The organism is Kitasatospora sp. NBC_01266 (genome assembly GCF_036242395.1).
Lineage (GTDB): Bacteria > Actinomycetota > Actinomycetes > Streptomycetales > Streptomycetaceae > Kitasatospora.
Genome location: NZ_CP108458.1, coordinates 5,415,882 through 5,433,740, shown reverse-complemented (window position 1 = coordinate 5,433,740; position 17,859 = coordinate 5,415,882). Strand labels below are relative to the sequence as shown.

The window sequence follows — 17,859 nt, the reverse complement described above, 5'->3', positions numbered from 1 at the left end:
CCAACTTGTCTAGAGATGTCAATCACCCGCAAGTGGCCGACCTCACCCGCGGTGCGGTCCTACGATGTCCGGAGATCACCGAGGAGAGTCATGGCCGCCACCGGCGAGAAGCAGCCCAAGTACCGCAAGATCGCCGATGCACTCAGGGCCGCCATCGAGTCCGGCCAGTACCGAGCGGGCGACCGCCTCCCGGGCGAGAACGACCTGATGGACACCTACGGGGTCGCACGGATGACAGCCCGCCAGGCGCTCGGGGTACTCCAGGCCGAGGGCCTCGCCGAAGCCCGCAAGGGCTCCGGGGTGTTCGTTCGCGAGTTCCTCATCCGGATCGGCCGTCGGAGCATCCAGCGCCTGGCCGAGGGCCAGTGGGGATCGGGCCGGTCCATCTGGTCGGCGGACATCGAGAACCGCACGCTGGTCGTCGACCAGGTCGCGGTCTCCGAACAGCCGGCGCCGGAGCTGATCGCCGGCGTGCTGGGCATGGAGCCGGGTGAGGCGAGCTGTGTCCGGCATCGGCGCTTCGTGCTCGACGGCAAGCCGGTCCTGCTCTCCACCTCGCACCTGCCGGCCTCGCTGGTCGCGGGTACCGCCATCACGCAGCCGGACACCGGCCCGGGCGGCAGCTACGCCCGCCTCGCCGAGATCGGCGCGAAGCCGGTGCACTTCCGCGAGGAGATCCGCTCCCGGATGCCCACCCAGGAGGAGAGCGCCCGGCTGGAGTTGAGCGCGGGCACGCCGGTGGTCCTGGTCTGCCGCACCGCGTATGCCGCAGGCGGACGGGCGGTCGAGGTCAACGAAATGGTGCTCGACGCGGCGTCCTATGTGCTGGAGTACGACTTCGACGCGTGAAATCCGCCGTGGAGAGGGTCCGATGAGCAGTGGTTTCGGTCTGGTCGTCCGCTTCGAGCTGCGCGACCGGGAGGCCGCGGCGGGGTTCGACGCCCTGGTGGCGCGCACGCTCCCCGGCATCAAGGAGCACGAGGCGGGCACGCTCGCCTACGTCGTCCACTCCGTCCCGGACGAGCCCGACGTCCGGGTCTTCTACGAGCTCTACGCTGACCGGGCAGCCTTCGAGGCGCATGAGCGGCAGCCGCACACCGTGACGTTCCTGGCCGAGCGGGAGCGGTACCTGAGCGCGGTGCAGGTGACGTTCCTCGAGGTCGAGGCGGGCAAGGGGCCGCGCATCGCTTGAGCGTCGTACGGCAGAGACGCGAAGGCCCGGGTCAGCCGACCCGGGCCTTCGTTCATCGCGCTCCCGTCACCCCGAGGACGAGACCGCCAGGTTGTACAGGTTCCCGATGGTCGAGTCGAAGTACGCGCTGTACGAGACGTCCGGCGAGTTGCCGCCCTGCTGGTAGCCGCCGATGACGCCGATGAGGTTGCCGTCGGCGGTGTTGATCCAGGGGCCGCCGCTGGTGCCGCTGGGGTAGCCGGGGCAGGCGATCTGGCGCTGGTAACTGGCTTCCTGGGTGGTGGCGTTGGAGCAGAGGATGGGGGCGTCGCTGGTGTTGGGGTAGCCGTAGAGGCGGACGGTGGCGCTGAAGGACTCGTTGAGGCCCAGCGGGTTGCCGCCGACCACGTCCTGGATCTGCTTGCCGTTGAGGGGGGCGACCTTGAGGATGGCGAAGTCCTGGTCGGGGTCCTGGCTCTGGTTCCAGCCGTTGGTGGTGTAGATCTGGGTGACCTGCCAGACGCCGTACGGGGTCTGGCCGTTGCGGAAGGCGGGGGCGAAGACCAGGCCGTTGGTGCTGCTCACGCAGTGGGCGGCGGTGACGATCAGGTTGCGGGTGGGGCTCTGCACCACGCTCGCCGTGCAGAAGTGGTTGCCGTCGGTGGCGCTGCCGCTGAACAGGGCGCCGACCCGGTCGGTCTCGGGACCGGAGGGGGCGGTGGCCGTGGTGTCGAGGGCGGGGCCCGAACGGTCGGCGGCGGTGTCGGTGTCCGTCGGGGACGGGGTGGGCGTCGGCGTCGGGGTGGGAGTCGGCGTCGGCGTCGGCGTGGGTGCCGGGGACGGCGTCGACGTGTTCAGCGGCGGCAGCTGGGCCAGCGGCGAGGCCGTGGTGGACTGCGGGCCGGTCGGGGCCGCGGGGGACGGAGTCGGGGTCGGGGTCGGCGTGGCGGCGGCCTTCGTCCCCTGGAGTGCCTTGGCCTTGCCCACGACGCTCGCGGCCCGCGGTGAGGCGATCGCCCGCGCGGTGATCAGGCTGACGCACGTGATGGCGATCAGCAGGGCGATGCCGAGCGAGGCTGCCAGGACTACGGGACGGGGGACGGGACGACGGTTCTGCTGCCTGCGGTGGCCGGGCTGCTGACTGGTCATCAGGACGGTGCTCCTGCCCGCTACGGCGGCCTGGTCGGCCGGCTGGTCAACGCCTCCGGGGCGTCTCGGCTACGTGATGACTATCTCCCGCCTCATTGGAAACGTGATGATCCGCGACTGAGAGCCTTGTGAGAATCCACCGGCCGGCGGACGCCCGACGGCCAGTGACCATGATGGCGGACAGTTCGTGGCGGGAGAAGCCCCGGGCAGGAGCGAATCCCGTCAGCGATTCCGCGCGGGGGGCGCGCTCAGGCCGCCGCCCGCACCGTTGCCTCGGTGTCTTCGCCGGTTGCCTCCTCGGGGGCGGGTCTGTGGTCGACCATGAAGAAGGCGAGCACCGCCGCGACCAGCAGGATGGCGAGCGCGACCGTGGTGGCCACGGTGTAGCCGTGCACGCTGGCGGTGTTCTGGACCAGGTGGCTGCTCGCGTTCCGGCCCACCAGATAGGCCGTGGTCGCGGTGGCCGCGATGGTGTTGAGCAGCGCGGTACCGATCGATCCGCCCACCTGCTGGGCGGAGTTGATGGTGGCCGAGGCGGCACCCGTCTCGCGTGGCGCCACCCCCAGGGTGGCCAGGCTCATCGAGGGCATGAAGACCAGGCCCATGCCGACGCCGAGCAGGATCTCGGCGGGCAGCACCGTGCTCACGTAGCTGCTGCCCACCTTCAGCTGGGTCAGCCAGGCCATCCCGCCGGCCGCGAGCAGCAGGCCGGGCACGATCAGGTTGCGCGAGGGCACCCGGTTCATCAGCCGGGCGGCCAGGCCCGTGGAGCTGGAGACGATCGCCACGGTCATCGGCAGGAACGCGATGCCGGTCTTCAGTGGCGAGTAGCCCTTGACCACCTGCAGGTAGTAGGTGAGGAAGAGGAAGAGGCCGAACAGGCCGACCACGGACAGCCCGACCGAGAGCGCCGCACCACCGCGGTTGCGGTCGGCGACGATGTGGATCGGCAGCAGCGCGTGGTCGCTGTGCTTCTCGGCGAAGACGAAGGCGATCAGCATGGCGCCGCCCAGGGCCAGGCAGGCCAGCACCAGCGAGGAGCTCCAGCCGCGCGACTCGGCCTCCGAGGTGCCGTAGACGATCGCCAGCAGTCCGCCGCAGCCGAGGAAGACGCCGCGCAGGTCGAGCGGGATCCGGGCGCCCTTGCCGATGTGGTCGCGGTGCAGCACCCGGAAGGCGCCCAGGGCCGCGCAGAGCGCGATCGGCACGTTGACGAACAGGCACCAGCGCCAGCTCAGGTACTCGGTCAGCAGCCCGCCGGCGATGAAGCCGATCGCGGAGCCGCCACCGGCGATCCCGCCGAAGATGCCGAAGGCGGTGGCCCGCTCCTTGGGCGCGGCGCTGGAGAAGGTGGTGGAGAGCAGGCCGAGGGCCGAGGGCGCCAGCAGCGCGCCGAAGGCGCCCTGGAGTGCGCGGGAGGCGAAGAGCATCTCGCCGGAGACCGAGGAACCGCCGAGCGCGGAGGCGGCGGCGAACCCCAGCAGGCCGATCATGAAGGTGCGTTTGCGGCCGTAGAGGTCCCCGAGTCGGCCGCCGAGCAGCAGCAGGCCGCCGAAGGCCAGGGTGTACGCGGTGATCACCCATTGCCGGTCAGCGTTGGAGATGCCCAGGTCACGCTGGGCGGATGGCAGGGCGATGTTCACGATCGTGATGTCGAGCACGATCATCAGCTGAGCGACGGCGATCACGGCCAACGCCCGCCAGCGGCGGGGGTCCGGCCCCGAGTCTGCCAGGGCGGGTTGCGCGGACACGGTAGGAGCCTTCCGGACGGGGGTGCCGTCGGCGTGCGCGAACGGCACTTCTCTCCAGCGAAGCTCGCGGTCGGGGGCAGGGCAAGCAGAGGGCGGAACAAAACCGAATAAACCTGGATGTTTTGTGCAATTTTTAACAAATGCGGCGGGACCCGCCTGGGTGGTTGGCGGGCCCCGTCCGGGTCACAGTTCGGCGAGCACCGCCTCCAGGTCGTCCAGCCCGAGCGAGCCCTGGGAGAGCGCCGCCATGTGCCAGGCCTTGAGGTCGAACTCCTCGCCGCGCGCCTCGTGCGCCGCCCGCGCCGCCGCCCGGCCGCGCAGCCAGGCGCGCTCGCCGAGCTTGTAGCCGATCGCCTGCCCCGGCATGCCGAGGTAGCGGACCAGCTCGCTGTCCAGCATCTCGGTGGCCAGCCCGCAGTAGCTGCCGAAGAACTCGCGGCCCAGCTCCGGGGTCATCAGCTCGCCGGGGTGGAACGGCGAGTCGGCCGGGAACTCCAGGCCCACGTGCATGCCGATGTCCAGGATCACCCGCAGCGCCCGCAGCATCTGGGCGTTGAGGTAGCCGAGCCGGTGGCCGGGGTCGGTCAGGTAGCCGAGCTCGTCCATCAGGCGTTCGGCGTAGAGCGCCCAGCCCTCCAGGTTGGCGCTCACCCCGCCCAGGCTGACCTGGTAGGTGGAGAGGCTGCCCGCCACGTAGTTCCACTGCGCGAGCTGCAGGTGGTGGCCGGGGACGCCCTCGTGGTACCAGGTGCTGACCAGGTCCCAGGTCGGGAAGGTCTCCCGGCCCATCACCGGCAGCCAGGTCCGGCCGGGGCGGCTGAAGTCCAGCGAGGGAGCCGAGTAGTAAGGAGCGCTGGCGGTGCCGGCCGGGGCCAGCATGGACTCGACCCGGGTGATCGGCTCGGCCAGGTCGAAGTGGGCGCCCTGCAGGTCGCGGATCGCCTGGTCCATCAGGCCCTGCAGGTACTGGCGGGCCGCCTCGGGACCCTCGATCGAGGGTCCCTCGGTCTCCAGCCAGCGCATCGCCTCCATCGGCGTGCTGCCGGGCAGTACCTTCCCGGCCTCGACGGCCATCTGCCCCGCGAGGTCGTGGAACTCGGTCCAGGCCCACCGGTAAGCCTCGTCCAGGTCCAGGTCCGCGCCGTTCCACAGCCGCACCCAGCGCAGGTAGCGCTCGCGGCCCACCGCGTCGGGGGTGCCGGCGGCGGCCGGCGTGTAGACCTCGACCAGCCAGTCGCGCAGCACGGCCAGTTCGGCGGAAGCGGCCAGCGCGTGGCCGGTCAGCTCGGCCCGCAGGCCCTCGGGGGCCGGGGCGACCAGGGCGCCGAACCAGCCGGCCTCCTTGCCCGCCTCGTCGGCGCCCGGGTCGGGGGCCAGCCACTCGGCGACCTGTCCGATCACCGTCTCGACCTGCCGCGGCCCGGCCAGCAGGCCGCGCTCGACGCCCTCGGCCAGGGTGGCCCGGTACTGCTGGACGGCCAGCGGGAAGCGGGCCAGCCGCCGACCGAGCCGGGCCCAGTCGTCCTCGGTCCCGGTGGGCAGCAGGGTGAAGATCTCGCGGGTGTCGTGCAGCGGCGAGCCGAGGTTGCGCAGCGCGCGCAGGTCCTCACCCGCCTCGTGCACCGCCAGCTCCGCGGTCAGCCGCTCGCGCAGCAGTCGGGCGCAGCGGCGCTCGGCCTCCCGGGCTTCGGCGGTGGCGCTCGGATCGGCCGCCCGCGCCTCCACCTCGTCGAGTTCGGCCAGCGTGCGGCGGGCGAGGTCGGCGACGGCGGCGCGGCCGGCCGGCGACAGGTCGGGGAGGCGGTCGTCCTCCGGGTTGAGTCCGAGGTAGACCGCGGTCAGCGGGTCGAGGTCGGAAAGGGCCTGGACGTAGGCGTCCGCGATGGTGCGCGGCGTGCGGGCGTCGGTGGCGGGATTCGGTTCGGAAGCCATCGGGCCATCTTTTCGCAGCCCGGACGCTTTGCAACCCCCTTTCCGGAACCCGGCTTACGAGATCGGCGGCGGGGGCCGGCCTGCGCGATCCGACCCGCCGCGCGGGGTCCCGCCGACCCGGTTGCGCACTACGCTGACCGCCATGAACGCCACCGAGCCGGCCGCGCCCAGCACCTCGCCCGCCCCTGGTCCGGCTCCGGTCGCGGCCGCCGGACCCGCCGAGCGGCCCCGGCGGGCCGGCTACCGGCGGCTGCCGGTCCAGCAGCGCCGCGAGCAGCTGATCGCCGTGGCACTGGAGCTTTTCAGCACCCGCCCGCCGGACGAGGTGAGCCTGGACGACGTGGCCGAGGCCTCCGGCGCCTCCCGGCCGCTGGTCTACCGCTACTTCGCCGGCGGCAAGCAGCAGCTCTACGAGGCGGCGCTGAGCAGCGCGGCCGAGGAGCTGATCAGCCGCTTCACGGTCCCGCCGCGCGGCACCCCGACCGAGCAGCTCGGCTCGGTGCTGGACGGCTACTTCTCCTTCGTCGCCGAACACGACGCCGGCTACGGCGCGCTGCTGCGCGGCGGCTCGGTGGTGGAGACCGCGCGGACCAGCGCGATCGTGGACAAGGTGCGCCGGGCGGCGCTGCGGCGCACCCTGCGCTACATGGGCGTGGCCGAGCCGGGGCCCCGGCTCACCCTGCTGGTGCGCTCCTGGATCTCGGTGGTCGAGGCCTCCTCGCTCAGCTGGCTGGACGAGGGCAGGCAGATCCCGCCCGCCCAGTTGCGCGACTGGCTGGTGGACGAGTTCGTGGCGATGACCGCGGCCACCGCCGCGCACGATCCGCAGAGCGCCGAGGTGCTGACCGGGCTGCTGGCCCTGGAGGCGCCGGACGGGCGCGCCGCCGCGCTGCTGGCCCGCCTCGGCACGCTGCGGATCGGCCGCTGACCGTCCGGCCGGGCCCGGCCGACGCCCCCCGGCCCGGCCGACCGGCCGTCAGGCCTTGCCCAGCACCTGCCGCTGCCGACCGAGCCCGGTGACCGCCAGCTCCATCACGTCGCCGGGCTGCAGGAACGCGGTGCCCGGCCGGCCCATGGTGACGCCCGCCGGGGTGCCGGTGGTGACCACGTCGCCGGGCTCCAGCACCATGAACTGGCTGATGTAGCGCAGCACCGGCAGGATCGGGAAGATCATCTGCCCGGTGTGCCCGTCCTGCCGCAGCTCACCGTTGACCCAGAGCCGCAGCTCCAGCGCCTGCGGGTCGCCGACCTCCTCGGGGGTGACCAGGTAGGGGCCCAGCGGGTTGAAGGTCTCGCAGCACTTGCCCTTGTCCCACTGGCCGCCGCGCTCCAGCTGGAAGGCGCGCTCGGTGACGTCGTTGGAGATGGTGTACCCGGCGATCACCGCCGCCGCCTGCTCGTCGCTCTCCAGGTAGCGGGCGGTCCTGCCGATCACCACGGCCAGTTCGACCTCGTAGTCGGTCTTGGTGGCCCCGCGCGGCACCAGCACCTCGTCGTCGGGGCCGACCACCGTGTTGCTCGCCTTGAGGAAGAGCACCGGCTCGGTCGGGATCGCCGCGCCCGCCTCGGCGGCGTGGTCGCGGTAGTTCAGCCCGACGCAGACCACCTTGCCGGGACGGATCACCGGCGCACCGATCCGCTGCCCCGCGATGTCCAGGACGGGCAGCTCGCCGCGGGCCACCGCGCCGGCCAGCTCGGTCACCTCCAGGCCGGACAGGAAGGACCCGTCGATGTCGGGGGTCCGTCCCGAGAGGTCGTACGCGGTGCCGTCCTGGCCGAGCACGACCGGGCGCTCGGCGCCCGGGGGGCCGACACGGAGGAGCTTCATTGCCCATCACCACCTGTGGTGTCGCATCCGCGCGCAGCGGGCCGCACACCCACCGCGCCTATGCGTCCGAGGTATATCAACAGACTGTGGAACGGAACCAGGGGGTGCTCGTCGGCCGGTTCCTCCCAATCGGGCCGACCGCCCGGGGGGCGAATCAGTCGCCCGTACGGTTGACACCCGTGAGCAGCGCCTCGAGCAGCCCCGGCGGGCAGGGGCGATCCGGCGCCGGGGTGCGGGCCAGCCGGTGCTGGATGTCCTCGACATCGGGGTGGCCCTCGCCGAGCGCGGCGGTGGCGTGCGGGAGCAGCTCGTCCAGCAGGCAGTACGCCTGGTCGTGCGCGCCGAGCCGGGCGAGCAGCACGGCGAAGTCGTGGCAGCCGCGCACCGTACGGCCGTCGCCCGGTCCGAAGGCGAGCGCGAACTGCTCGATCAGCGGTCGCAGCCGCTTCAGCCCCTCGGCGGGCCGGCCCTCGCCGGCCGCCTGGAAGGCCGCGTCCGCCTGGCGGCGCAGATCGCGCACGGCCTCGGCGGCGCGGTCGAGCCGGCGACCCACCTCGGCGGCGCCGGCCGGACGGTCGGCGGGATCCTTGGCCAGCAGTTCGAGCAGCAGCTGTGCCAGGTCCCGGGGCAGCGCGGTCGGCCGCACCGGCACTTCCTCCACGTGCTGGACCATCAGCGCGTAGGTGCCGCCGGAGCTGAACGGGCGGGCGCCGGTGAAGAGTTCGAAGAGCACGCAGCCCAGCGCGTAGAGGTCGCTGCGCACCGTGCCCGGCTCGCCGCGCCAGCGCTCGGGGGCCAGGTACGGGGCACTGCCGATCACCACGCCCGCACTGGTCAGGCTGCCCTCCTTGTTGTCGCCGATCTGCGCGATGCCGAAGTCCAGCACCTTGAGCAGCTGCTGCTCGGGGCCGGTGAACATGATGTTCTCCGGCTTGATGTCGCGGTGGATCACGTCGGCCGCGTGGGCGGCGGCGAGCGCGGCGCACAGCTGGCGGCCCCAGTCCAGGGCGCGCGACAGCTCGGGGCGGGAGGTGGCCAGCGCCTGCTTCAGGGTCAGGCCGTTGAGCAGTTCCATCACCAGGTAGCGGTAGCTCTCGCCGGCCTCGGCGACCTCGCCCTGGTCGAAGATCAGCACCACGTTCTGGTGCACCAGGCGGGCCAGCACCGCCATCTCGCGCCCGAACCTGGCCCGGTCGGTGGCGGCGTCCGGGCCGGTCTGATGGCGCAGCGTCTTGACCGCCACCTGCCGCCCGACCCGCTGGTCGTAGGCCTCCCAGACCACCCCGAAGCCGCCCCGGCCCAGCTCGCCGACCAGGCGGTAGCGCTCCCCCAGTAGATCCCCGGCTCTCATCTCTCCCCCTGCTCGGGCTTCAGTAGACGGGGAGGCCGAGCAGCATCGCCAGCTCGCCGGGGCGGGCGGTACCGCGGTTGCGCCTGTGCTCCAGCTCACGGCTGTAGGACCAGAGGTCCCGGGTCGCCTTCGCCACGTCCTCGTCCCCCGGTCCCAAGGTGGCGGTCATCAGCGGCAGCAACTCGCCCAACAGGCCTGCCGCCCCAGCGATATCGTCAGCCATCCCCCGCCAGATGGCAAGGTCGTAGCAGACCTGCAGGGTCTGCGGATGGCTGGGCCCGAGCGTGCGGGCCGCGTGGGACACCAGCGCGGTCAACTGGCGTATCGCCTCGGCCTGCTGACCTGCCTCGCCGTAGGCCCAGGCCTGGTCGACCTGGGCCCGGAGCTGGTCCTCCAGGGCGGGCGCGACCGGTCCCTGGTAGCCGGCCGCCACCGCGGCCAGCCGGGCCCCGGCCTCGGTGGCGTCCGCCGGACGGGCGCCGGGGTCCTTGGCGAGCAGGCCGAGCACGATCTCGTCCAGGCCGCGGGGCAGGTCGGCGCGGAACAGGCCCGGGTAGGGGACCGCGTCGTTCAGGTGGCGGTGCATCATCTCCGCCGCCGAGCCGCCGAGGTAGGGCGGCCGCCCGGTGCACAGCTCGAACAGCACGCAGCCCAGCGCGTAGAGGTCGGCCCGGCCGTCGGCGGGGGTCTGGCGCCACTGCTCGGGCGCCAGGTAGGGCGCGTTGCCGGTCTCGGTGGCCGGGGCCAGGTAGGCGGTGCCGAAGCCGAGCAGCTTGATCCGGCCCTGGTCGGTGAGGAAGAACCGGCTCGGCTTGAGCCCCCAGTGCACCACCCCGGCCTGGTGCGCGGCCCACAGGCCGAGGCAGACCTGCTGGGCCCAGATCAGGATGTGTCCGAGGTCGGCGGGCCCGGCCGCGATCACGGCATCCAGCGGGCGGCCGCTGAGCAGTTCCAGCACCAGCGAGCGGTCGGCGCGGTGCTCCACCTCGACCAGGTGCGGATGGCCGAGCCGGCCGGCCCGTTCGGCCTCCGCCAGGAACCGCTCGACGGCCGCCGGCGGGGCGGGCGCCTGCGGCGGCACCAGGTGGACGACCACCCGGTGGCCGTCCGTGCGGTCGAACGCCTCCCAGCGGGTGCCGGTGGCCGACCGGCCCAGCTCGCGAACCACCTGGTAGCGGCCGTCGACCAGGGGCGGCGGCTGGAGATCTGACATGGCGGTCAGCCTAGCGGGGTACCGCGGCAACCGACCCGCCCGCAACAGACCCGGCTTCAACTGAGCCGACCGCAGCCGACTCCGCCTCAACTGCGCCTGCCTCAGCGGACCCTGGCGAGGAAGGTGCGGGTGCGCTGCTGGCGCGGCCGGTCCAGCACCTCGGCCGGAGTACCCGCCTCGACCACCACCCCGCCGTCCATGAAGACCACCCGGTCCGCCACCTCCCGGGCGAAGCCGATCTCGTGGGTGACCACGATCATCGTGGTCCCCGCCGCGGCCAGGTCCCTGATCACCGCCAGCACCTCGCCGACCAGCTCCGGATCGAGCGCCGAGGTCGGCTCGTCGAAGAGCAGCACCTTGGGCTCCAGTGCCAGCGCCCGGGCGATCGCCACCCGCTGCTGCTGCCCACCGGAGAGCTGGCGCGGGTAGGCGTCCGCCTTGTCGGCCAGCCCGACCCGGTCCAGCAGGCGCAGCGCCGACTCGCGGGCCCGCGCCTTGGGGCGGCCGAGCGCGCCGATCGGGGCCTCGGTGACGTTCTCCAGCACGGTCAGGTGCGGGAACAGGTTGAAGTTCTGGAAGACGTAGCCGATCCGGGTGCGCTGGCGCCGCACCTCACGTTCGGACAGCTCGTGCAGCCGGTCGCCGACCCGCCGGTAGCCGATCAGCTCGCCGTCCACCGTCACCACGCCACGGGCCGGCCGCTCCAGGTGGTTGATGCTGCGCAGCAGCGTCGACTTGCCCGAGCCGGACGGCCCGAGCACCACGGTGACCGAGCCCACCGGCACGCTCAGGTCGACCCCGCGCAGCACCCGGAGCGTGCCGAAGCTCTTGTGCAGACCGCTGACCTGGACCATCACGGTGCTCATGGGTGCTCCGGCGGGCTGATCAGCGACTGGGTGACGGCCGACCCGGTGGTGCCCCACTTGGCCAGGATCCGCTGGTAGGTCCCGTCCTTGATCAGCTGGTTCACCGCCGCCTGGAAGGCCGGGGTGAGCGGGCTGCCCTTCGGGAAAGCGAAGCCGACGTCCAGGCGGTGGAACTCGCCGACGAACCTGGTCCCGGCGGCCGGCTGGGCGGCCTGGAAGCGCAGGCCGTTGATGGTGGACATCACCACGTCGATCCGGCCCTGCTGCAGGCTGGTCAGAATGGCGCCGTTCTCCGAGAACGACTGCACGGTGTACGGCTTCCTGCCGGCGTCGGTGCACAGGTGCTTGTCGGCGTTCAGGGTGGACTCGAAAGTGGTGCCGGCGCCGGTGCCGATGGTCCGGCCGCACAGCTGGGTCAGGTCGGTCACGTCGGTCAGCCCGGTGTTGTCCTTGCGGACCGCGAAGCCCTGGCCGTCGTCGATGTAGGTGACGAAGTCGATGGTCTTCAGCCGGGCCGCGGTGACCCCGAAGTTGCCGGTGCCCACGTCGTACTTGCCGCTGCCCAGGGCGGGCAGGATGGTCTCGAACGAGGCGTCCTCGCGGTCCACCTTCAGCCCGAGCACCCTGGCCACGGCGTCGGTGAAGTCCACGTCCAGGCCGGCCGGCTTCTTGCTCGCCGGGTCCGGGTAGTAGGCGCTGGGCGGGGCGCCGAAGGCACTGCCGACCTTGATGGCGCCGGCCTGGCGGACGGCGGCGGGCAGCAGCGCCGCGATCGCGTCCACCTTCTGCTCCTGGGAGACCACGTCACGGCCCGGGTCGACCCCCTGGGCGGCCGGGACGTCCTTGGCGGTGCCGGTGCCACCGGTGGAGCCGCAGGCGGTGAGCAGGAGCAGCGGCAGCAGGGCGGTGGCCAGGGCCTTCAGCGGTCTCACGGGGTCGGTGCCTCTCGGTCGATGAGCTTCTCGAAGGGGAGCGGGCCGACGGTCGCGGGATCGGCCGTGACGTCGAAGAGCGGGGTGTAACCGGCCGCCAGGTAGAGCCCCTTGGCCTCGGGCTGGCGCGGTCCGGTGGTGAGGTGGATCCGCCGGTAGCCGGCCCGGGCGGCGCAGCGCTCCAGCTCGGTCAGCACCCGCCGGGCCAGCCCGCGCCGGCGGTGCGCCGAGTGCGTCCACATCCGCTTCAACTCGGCGGTCGCCGGGTCGGCGTGCCGGCGGAAGGCGCCGCCCGCCACTGGTGCGCCGCCCGCCACTGGTGCGCCGTCCGCCAGCAGGAGCAGCAGCAGGCCGTGCGGCGGGGCGAACTCGGCAGCCGGGTAGCGGGCCATCTCGGCGTGCGCACCGGGGCCGTAGCGGGCGACGTACTCCTCGGTCAGCTCGCGGATCAGCGGCTCGGCGAGCGGGTCCGCGGCGCCGACCTGGCGGAAGCTCAGCACCGGGCTCATGCCTGGACCGCGATCAGCTGCTGCCGGTCGCGCTCGGCGGCGGCCTTGCGGGCCTTCTCGGCGTCCCGCTTCGCGACCTCCTCACGGACGATCGGGATCACGTAGCGGCCGAAGTCGATCGCGTCGTCCAGCAGGTGGTAGCCGCGCGCCGAGAGGATGTCCACGCCCAGGTCGTAGTAGTCGAGCAGGGCCTGGGCCACCGTCTCGGGCGTGCCGACCAGGGCGTTGGAGTTGCCGGCTCCGCCGGTGGCGGCGGCGGTCGGGGTCCACAGCGCGCGGTCGTAGCGCTCACCGGCCTCGGCGATCGCGATCAGACGCTGGGAGCCGGCGTTCTCGGGTGCCGCGCCGGCGGCACCGCGACGGCGGACCAGTTCGCCGCGCGCCTTGCGGGCGTTGATCAGCTCCACCGTGCGGTGCGCCTTCTGCCAGGCCAGCTCCTCGGTCGGCGCGATGATCGGCCGGAACGCCACCTGGATCCGCGGCGCCCGGCCGCGCCCGGCCGCGGCGGCCGACTGCCTGACCCGTTCGATCTGCGCCTCCGTCTCGGCCAGCGGCTCGCCCCACAGGCAGTAGATGTCCGCCTCCGCCCCGCCCGCCGCGTACGCCGCCTCGGAGGAACCGCCGAAGGAGACGCCCGGGCGCGGCTGCTGGACCGGGAAGACGTCGGCCACGAAGTCGTTGAACCGGTAGTACTCGCCCTCGTGGTCGAAGGGCTGGTGGCTGGTCCAGATCTTCTTCACGACCTGGATGTACTCGCGGGTGCGGTCGTAGCGCTGGTCCTTGGTCAGGAAGTCGCCCTCGCGCTGCTGCTCGTGGTCGTTGCCGCCGGTGATGAAGTGCACGGTGAGGCGGCCCTGGCTGATCTGGTCCAGGGTGGCGAAGGTCCTGGCGGCGAAGGTCGGGGAGGAGACGTTCGGCCGGTGGGCCAGCAGGATCTGCAGCGTGTCCAGCTTCGCGGCCAGGAAGGCGGCGGCCGGGGCGGGATCGGGCGAGCCCGATCCGTAGGCGAAGAGCACCCGGTCCCAGCCGTGCTCCTCGTGGGCGCGGGCCAGGCGCAGCGTGTAGTCGCGGTCGAAGGCGGCGGTGCTGCGGGCGGTGGTCTCCGAGCCGTCGCCGGTGGCGGCGATACCGAGGAACTCGACGGGCATGGCTGACTGCCTCTCAGGTGATGGCACGACGGCGCGGCCGGCCCGCGGGGAGAGCGCGGGCACGGCGGCGGAAGGACCGGGAAGGACCGGGAAGGGAGAGAGCGGGGCGGGCGCGGAGCGAGCGCGTGACGGTGGATCAGCCGGGCTGGCCGGCGGGGATGGCGAGGATGGCGGCAGCGTGCGCCAGGCGGTCGACGACGAGCCCGCGAGGGGCGACGGCGACGGCGGGTCCCGGCCCGCGAAGGGGCACCGAGGGAGGAGGCCGCGTCCCAGGACGCAGCGCCGGGCCGGTCAGACGGCCCGCTGCCGGGTCAGCCGCGACACGCCGCGGACCACACTCGACCGAAGTCGATGTGGTCGCGGGTGACCAGGGGCTGGGCGGCGTTCATGTGCCCAGTTGAACAGCGAATCGTGGAGTTCGTCAACCACCTGTCGCACCACCGGCCTTGCCCGAGGCCGCCCTTGACAGTTGCTCACCGGTGCCACGTACGATCGGCGGCGGAGCGAGAGCAGTGCCGCCGCGTTGAGGGACGCGGCCCGCGTGATGGCGACCCGACCGCCCGTCCGCCCGCACAGGAGCCTGCTCATGGCCACCTCGCCCGAGGTCCTGCCCGCCACCGGCCCACCGTCCACCGCTCCCTCCCCCGCGCCCTCGGTCGCCGACCTGCCGATCGCCCGGCGCCGACGCCCCGTGCGGTGGCTGACCACCGCGCTCGCCCTGCTGGTCCTGGCGATGGTGGCCAACTCGATCGTCCGCAACCCGCGCTTCCAGTGGGACGTGGTCGGCAGCTACCTGACCACCGGCGCCGTCCTGCACGGCCTGACCCTCACCCTCTGGCTGACCGCCGCCACCATGCTGCTCGGCTTCGCCCTCGGCACCCTGGTCGCGGCGGCCCGGATCTGGGGCAGTCTGCTGCTGCGCACGCTGGCCTGGGGCTACGTCTGGCTGTTCCGCTCGATCCCGCCGCTGGTCCAGCTGCTGCTCTGGTTCAACATCGGGGCGCTCTACCCGACCCTCGGCCTGGGCCTCCCGTTCGGCCCGCAGTTCGTCACCGTGCGGACCGTCCACCTGTTCGGCCCGGTGCTCACCTCGGTGATCGGACTGACCCTGCTGGAGGCCGGGTTCGCCGCCGAGGTGGTGCGCGGCGGGATCCTCTCGGTCGACCAGGGGCAGCTGGAGGCCGCGCAGTCACTGGGCCTGGGCCGGCTGCGGGTGCTGCGCCGGATCATCCTGCCGCAGGCGATGCGGTCGATCGTGCCGACGGCCGGCAACATGCTGGTCGGACTGCTCAAGAGCACCGCGATCGTCAGCGTGCTGGCGGTCCAGGACCTGCTCTACTCGGTCCAGTTGATCTACAACCAGACCTACCAGGTGGTGCCGCTGCTGCTGGTGGCCACCCTCTGGTACCTGCTGCTGACCACCCTGCTGTCGATCTTGCAGTACTACCTGGAGCGGTACTTCGCACGCGGCGCCACCCGCGGCCCGCTGCCGCCCACCCCGCTCGCCCGGACCAGGGCCGCTCTCGCCCGGCTGCGCCGCACCGTGGACGAGGGGGCCGCCGCGTGACAGGGCCGCCGCGCGAGGGGACCGGCCGCCCCGGATCCGACGGCTGACCAGGGTGCGAGGATGGGGGCGGGGCTGACGACGGCGCGGCCCCGATCCCCGTTGGAGGTGGGCGAAGATGGCCAAGCAGGCCCCGCAGAGCGACCCGGCGCAGGACGCCCCCCAGGTGGGCGCCCCGCAGCGCGCGGCCGCCGGACTGAAGGCCGTGCGGCAGAGCCTGAAGATGGCCCATGAGCAGATGAGCCCGGCCCGCACCCTCGCCACCCTGGCCAAGGTCAACCAGCGGGGCGGCTTCGACTGCCCCGGCTGCGCCTGGCCCGAGCCGGACAAGCCGCACACCGCCGAGTTCTGCGAGAACGGCGCCAAGGCGGTCGCCGAGGAGGCCACCGAACGCCGGATCACCCGCGCCTTCTTCGCCGAGCACCCGGTGGCCGAGCTGGCCGAGCGGTCCGGCTACTGGCTCGGCCAGCAGGGCCGGCTCACCGAGCCGATGCTGCTGGCCGAGGGCGCCACCCACTACGCCCCGATCGGCTGGGACGAGGCCTTCGCGATCATCGCCGAGGAGCTCAAGGCGCTGGAGACCCCCGACGGCGCCGCCTTCTACACCTCGGGCCGGACCAGCAACGAGGCCGCCTTCAGCTACCAGCTGTTCGCCCGCAGGCTGGGCACCAACAACCTGCCCGACTGCTCCAACATGTGCCACGAGTCCTCGGGCTCCGCGCTGGTGGAGACCCTCGGGGTGGGCAAGGGCAGCGTCAGCCTGAAGGACCTCTACCAGGCCGACCTGATCATCGTGGCCGGGCAGAACCCGGGCACCAACCACCCCCGGATGCTCTCCGCGCTGGAGCGGGCCAAGCGGGCCGGCGCCACCGTCGTCAGCGTCAACCCGCTGCCGGAGGCGGGCCTGGAGCGGTTCAAGAACCCGCAGCACGCGCGCGGCCTGGCCGGCGGCGGCACCAAGCTGACCGACCTGTTCCTGCAGATCCGGCTCGGCGGCGACCTCGCGCTGTTCCGCGCCGTCAACCAGCTGCTGCTGGCCGCCGACGGCGGTGTGGACCGGGAGTTCATCGCCGAGCACTGCCACGGCTTCGAGGAGTTCGCCGCCGAGGCGGAGTCGACGGACCGTCAAGAGGTGCTTGCCGCAACCGGGTTGCCCTGGGAGCAGATCGAGCAGCTGGCCGAACTCGTACTGAAGTCCCAGAAGGTCATCGTCTGCTGGGCGATGGGGCTGACCCAGCACAAGCACTCGGTGCCGACCATCCGCGAGGTGGTCAACTTCCTGCTGCTGCGCGGCAATGTGGGCAAGCCCGGGGCCGGCGTCTGCCCGGTGCGCGGCCACAGCAACGTCCAGGGCGACCGCACCATGGGCATCTTCGAGCGGCCCGCCGCCGCGTTCCTGGACGCGCTGGAGCGGGAGTTCGACTTCCGGCCGCCGCGCCACCACGGCCTCGACGCGGTGGAGTCGATCCGGGCGATGCGCGACGGACGGGTCAAGGTCTTCTTCGCGATGGGCGGCAACTTCGTCGCGGCCACCCCGGACACCGAGGTCACCGAGGCCGCGATGCGGCAGTGCCGGCTGACCGTGCAGGTCTCCACCAAGCTCAACCGCTCGCACCTGGTGACCGGCCGCCGGGCCCTGATCCTGCCCACCCTGGGCCGCACCGACCGGGACCGCAGCACGGCGGGCGACCAGTTCGTCACCGTCGAGGACTCGATGGGCCTGGTGCACTCCTCGCAGGGGCGGCTGCGCCCGCCGGCGCCCGGCATCCTCTCCGAGACGGCGATCGTCTGCCGGATGGCCCGCGCGGTGCTCGGCCCCACCGACCCGACGCCCTGGGAGGACTTCGCCGCCGACTACGACACCGTCCGCGACCGGATCGCCCGGGTGGTGCCGGGCTTCGCCGACTTCAACACCAGGGTGCGGGTGCCCGGCGGCTTCGCGCTGCCGCACGGTCCGCGGGACAGCCGGACCTTCCCCACCGCGACCGGCAAGGCGAACTTCACCGTCAACGCGATGACCGCCCCCGAGGTCCCGGCCGGGCGGCTGCTGCTGCAGACGCTGCGCTCGCACGACCAGTACAACACCACGATCTACGGCCTGGACGACCGCTACCGCGGCATCACCGGCGGCCGCCGGGTGGTGCTGGTCAACCCGCTGGACGCGGCCGAGCTGGGCCTGACCGAGGGCGGCTACGTCGACCTGGTCAGCGAGTGGCGGGACGGGGTGCCCCGGCGGGCGCCGCACTTCAAGGTGGTGCACTACCCGGTGGCGCGCGGCGGCGCGGCGGCCTACTACCCGGAGACCAACGTGCTGATCCCGCTGGACTCCACCGCCGAGATCAGCAACACGCCCACCTCGAAGGCCGTGGTGATCCGCTTCGAGGCGGATTCCGGCGTCTGATCCCCGGCTTCGGCGGCCCCGGCACGGGGCCGCCGAAGGCTCGG

General features: G+C 72.8%; 15 protein-coding genes. 5 read left to right on the top strand and 10 right to left on the bottom strand.

What is annotated here, in order from left to right:
* Window positions 1–90: 90 nt before the first annotated feature.
* Window positions 91–849: a GntR family transcriptional regulator gene (locus tag OG403_RS23785; protein ID WP_329567619.1), complete on the top strand. Its 759-nt coding sequence runs from the start codon at window positions 91–93 to the stop codon at window positions 847–849.
* Window positions 850–871: 22 nt separating this feature from the next.
* Window positions 872–1,192, top strand: coding sequence for a putative quinol monooxygenase (locus tag OG403_RS23780; RefSeq protein ID WP_329567617.1), 321 nt, complete (start codon window positions 872–874; stop codon window positions 1,190–1,192).
* A gap of 66 nt (window positions 1,193–1,258) precedes the next feature.
* Here OG403_RS23780 and OG403_RS23775 read toward each other — a convergent pair whose 3' ends face one another.
* From OG403_RS23775 to OG403_RS23765, 3 genes are all read right to left on the bottom strand, one after another.
* Entirely contained in the window at window positions 1,259–2,320 is a 1,062-nt protein-coding gene (locus OG403_RS23775; protein ID WP_329567616.1) for a trypsin-like serine peptidase, read from the bottom strand.
* A 248-nt stretch (window positions 2,321–2,568) separates the two neighbouring features.
* Entirely contained in the window at window positions 2,569–3,987 is a 1,419-nt protein-coding gene (locus OG403_RS23770; protein ID WP_329572498.1) for an MFS transporter, read from the bottom strand.
* Between the two features lie 267 nt (window positions 3,988–4,254).
* The gene (locus tag OG403_RS23765) at window positions 4,255–6,003 is read right to left on the bottom strand and encodes a DUF885 domain-containing protein (RefSeq protein ID WP_329567614.1); all 1,749 of its coding nucleotides are present in this window, start codon (window positions 6,001–6,003) and stop codon (window positions 4,255–4,257) included.
* A 142-nt stretch (window positions 6,004–6,145) separates the two neighbouring features.
* Between OG403_RS23765 and OG403_RS23760 the strand changes: the two genes are divergently transcribed.
* A complete protein-coding gene (locus OG403_RS23760) occupies window positions 6,146–6,931 on the top strand; it encodes a TetR/AcrR family transcriptional regulator (RefSeq protein ID WP_329567612.1) in 786 nt (261 codons plus the stop codon).
* Window positions 6,932–6,979: 48 nt separating this feature from the next.
* Here OG403_RS23760 and OG403_RS23755 read toward each other — a convergent pair whose 3' ends face one another.
* The 7 genes from OG403_RS23755 to OG403_RS23725 all read right to left on the bottom strand — a co-directional run bounded on the left by OG403_RS23755 (window position 6,980) and on the right by OG403_RS23725 (window position 13,850).
* Window positions 6,980–7,831, bottom strand: coding sequence for a fumarylacetoacetate hydrolase family protein (locus OG403_RS23755; protein ID WP_329567610.1), 852 nt, complete (start codon window positions 7,829–7,831; stop codon window positions 6,980–6,982).
* 154 nt (window positions 7,832–7,985) lie between these two features.
* On the bottom strand, window positions 7,986–9,182 hold the full coding sequence (locus OG403_RS23750) for a serine/threonine-protein kinase (protein WP_329567607.1): 1,197 nt from the start codon (window positions 9,180–9,182) through the stop codon (window positions 7,986–7,988).
* A 19-nt stretch (window positions 9,183–9,201) separates the two neighbouring features.
* On the bottom strand, window positions 9,202–10,395 hold the full coding sequence (locus OG403_RS23745) for a serine/threonine-protein kinase (RefSeq protein ID WP_329567605.1): 1,194 nt from the start codon (window positions 10,393–10,395) through the stop codon (window positions 9,202–9,204).
* Between the two features lie 101 nt (window positions 10,396–10,496).
* The gene (locus OG403_RS23740; RefSeq protein WP_329567603.1) at window positions 10,497–11,261 is read right to left on the bottom strand and encodes an amino acid ABC transporter ATP-binding protein; all 765 of its coding nucleotides are present in this window, start codon (window positions 11,259–11,261) and stop codon (window positions 10,497–10,499) included.
* Window positions 11,258–12,184, bottom strand: coding sequence for an ABC transporter substrate-binding protein (locus OG403_RS23735; RefSeq protein ID WP_329572497.1), 927 nt, complete (start codon window positions 12,182–12,184; stop codon window positions 11,258–11,260). Before OG403_RS23735 ends, OG403_RS23740 begins: the two co-directional genes overlap by 4 nt.
* 5 nt (window positions 12,185–12,189) lie before the next feature.
* Entirely contained in the window at window positions 12,190–12,702 is a 513-nt protein-coding gene (locus tag OG403_RS23730) for a GNAT family N-acetyltransferase (RefSeq protein WP_329567601.1), read from the bottom strand.
* Window positions 12,699–13,850: an LLM class flavin-dependent oxidoreductase gene (locus OG403_RS23725; RefSeq protein WP_329567599.1), complete on the bottom strand. Its 1,152-nt coding sequence runs from the start codon at window positions 13,848–13,850 to the stop codon at window positions 12,699–12,701. The genes OG403_RS23730 and OG403_RS23725 overlap by 4 nt, the downstream gene beginning before the upstream one ends.
* A gap of 586 nt (window positions 13,851–14,436) precedes the next feature.
* Here OG403_RS23725 and OG403_RS23720 point away from each other — a divergent pair.
* Both OG403_RS23720 and OG403_RS23715 read left to right on the top strand, forming a co-directional pair.
* On the top strand, window positions 14,437–15,417 hold the full coding sequence (locus tag OG403_RS23720; protein WP_329567597.1) for an amino acid ABC transporter permease: 981 nt from the start codon (window positions 14,437–14,439) through the stop codon (window positions 15,415–15,417).
* A gap of 115 nt (window positions 15,418–15,532) precedes the next feature.
* Window positions 15,533–17,815, top strand: coding sequence for an FdhF/YdeP family oxidoreductase (locus OG403_RS23715; RefSeq protein ID WP_329567595.1), 2,283 nt, complete (start codon window positions 15,533–15,535; stop codon window positions 17,813–17,815).
* Window positions 17,816–17,859 lie beyond the last annotated feature (44 nt).

Bases quoted from the DNA above. Each gene is read 5' to 3' on its own strand.
- OG403_RS23720 (WP_329567597.1), top strand. From the start codon at position 14,437: ATGGCCACCTCGCCCGAGGTCCTGCCCGCCACCGGCCCACCGTCCACC.
- OG403_RS23785 (WP_329567619.1), top strand. From the start codon at position 91: ATGGCCGCCACCGGCGAGAAGCAGCCCAAGTACCGCAAGATCGCCGAT.
- OG403_RS23760 (WP_329567612.1), top strand. From the start codon at position 6,146: ATGAACGCCACCGAGCCGGCCGCGCCCAGCACCTCGCCCGCCCCTGGT.
- OG403_RS23745 (WP_329567605.1), bottom strand. From the start codon at position 10,395: ATGTCAGATCTCCAGCCGCCGCCCCTGGTCGACGGCCGCTACCAGGTG.
- OG403_RS23725 (WP_329567599.1), bottom strand. From the start codon at position 13,850: ATGCCCGTCGAGTTCCTCGGTATCGCCGCCACCGGCGACGGCTCGGAG.
- OG403_RS23775 (WP_329567616.1), bottom strand. From the start codon at position 2,320: ATGACCAGTCAGCAGCCCGGCCACCGCAGGCAGCAGAACCGTCGTCCC.
- OG403_RS23740 (WP_329567603.1), bottom strand. From the start codon at position 11,261: ATGAGCACCGTGATGGTCCAGGTCAGCGGTCTGCACAAGAGCTTCGGC.
- OG403_RS23750 (WP_329567607.1), bottom strand. From the start codon at position 9,182: ATGAGAGCCGGGGATCTACTGGGGGAGCGCTACCGCCTGGTCGGCGAG.
- OG403_RS23765 (WP_329567614.1), bottom strand. From the start codon at position 6,003: ATGGCTTCCGAACCGAATCCCGCCACCGACGCCCGCACGCCGCGCACC.
- OG403_RS23715 (WP_329567595.1), top strand. From the start codon at position 15,533: ATGGCCAAGCAGGCCCCGCAGAGCGACCCGGCGCAGGACGCCCCCCAG.
- OG403_RS23730 (WP_329567601.1), bottom strand. From the start codon at position 12,702: ATGAGCCCGGTGCTGAGCTTCCGCCAGGTCGGCGCCGCGGACCCGCTC.
- OG403_RS23780 (WP_329567617.1), top strand. From the start codon at position 872: ATGAGCAGTGGTTTCGGTCTGGTCGTCCGCTTCGAGCTGCGCGACCGG.
- OG403_RS23770 (WP_329572498.1), bottom strand. From the start codon at position 3,987: ATGATCGTGCTCGACATCACGATCGTGAACATCGCCCTGCCATCCGCC.
- OG403_RS23755 (WP_329567610.1), bottom strand. From the start codon at position 7,831: ATGAAGCTCCTCCGTGTCGGCCCCCCGGGCGCCGAGCGCCCGGTCGTG.